Genomic DNA, 1,019 nt, shown 5'->3' with positions numbered 1-1,019 from the left:
GAACGAACCGCGTCACGTTGAGCAAATGCCTCTCCACTTTTGCGGGGCAAGTCCATCTGATGCAGATTACGGCCTACGAGAATTGAGTTGTCTTAGCGTTCGATTCTGATCCCCGGAGAGACCGATATGCTTTTCTTCGCCCTGCTTCTTCAGGCCAGCACACCACCGCCTGCGCCCTTGGTGTCAAATCAGGGCCAGGAAGTGGTCGACCTATTTGGGAGCATGTGTGTGGAAACCGCACTCAAGCCAACAAAGGCGCACATTTTCGATGGTCAACCGGAAACGGCGCGCTCGATGACTCCCGATGAGTTGAACAGAGTTGCGCCGGGTGCGGCCGCGACCGAAGGCTGGATTGTCAGGAGCCCTCACGACGCATGGGCGGCACTGTGGTTTGCTCCGGGGAAGCAGACCTGCGGCGTCACCGTTCGTGCAGCCGATCCGACGGGCATGGAAGCAGCTCTCAACGCTCGGCTAAAGACCTTCTATGACTCGATGGGAATGCAATTATCCCAGCGACCGGACGAAATATCTAACGAAGGCGGCGTCACCGTTCACCGCGCTAGCTGGACGATCGACATCGGCACACACCAACTTGCCGTGATCGCGTCCTTTGCTGAGAAGCCGATCGGGGCTCAACAGCATCTAATGACGATCACCATGTTGCGATGAAACCATAGGACCAGCGATGTATCGCGAGGTTTGAAAGGCGTATCGTATGGCCGTGGCTGGTCAGCGCGCGCGGCGGGGCCAATTATACTGGCTGCTCTCGAAGGAAATGACGGCACCGGCATTGTCGCCGAGCGGGATCGAGGCGGTGCCGTAGACGCCGCGCGTGCCGTTCGAGCCGATCATCGCGCCGATTTCGCCGTGAATGCCGGGACCGGTGCCCGGCAGGCGCTCGCCGCGAGCGGCGGCGGCGCTTTCCACGGTGTTGCTGTTGAGGATGGCGTCGCGTTCACGATCCGACAGGCGGATCGTGTCGCCTGTGGGCTGCGTGGTCGCTGGGGCCGTGGTGGTCG

General features: G+C 60.6%; 2 protein-coding genes. One reads left to right on the top strand and one right to left on the bottom strand.

Annotation, left to right across the window (positions count from 1 at the left end; translation table 11 throughout):
* The first annotated feature begins 126 nt into the window (after window positions 1-126).
* Window positions 127-669 (top strand): hypothetical protein, encoded by a 543-nt coding sequence (locus ACEK02_RS21675; RefSeq protein ID WP_010407682.1) that lies wholly within the window; start codon window positions 127-129, stop codon window positions 667-669.
* Window positions 670-729: 60 nt separating this feature from the next.
* Here the strand turns inward: ACEK02_RS21675 and ACEK02_RS21670 are convergent.
* Window positions 730-1,019: hypothetical protein (locus tag ACEK02_RS21670; RefSeq protein WP_371423619.1), on the bottom strand; the 290-nt coding region annotated here is incomplete at its 5' end.

It is taken from the genome of Tardiphaga sp., from assembly GCF_041424195.1.
Classification (GTDB): Bacteria; Pseudomonadota; Alphaproteobacteria; order Rhizobiales; family Xanthobacteraceae; genus Tardiphaga.
Note: the sequence above shows the minus strand (reverse complement) of the source record. Positions and strands in the feature narration are given on the sequence as shown.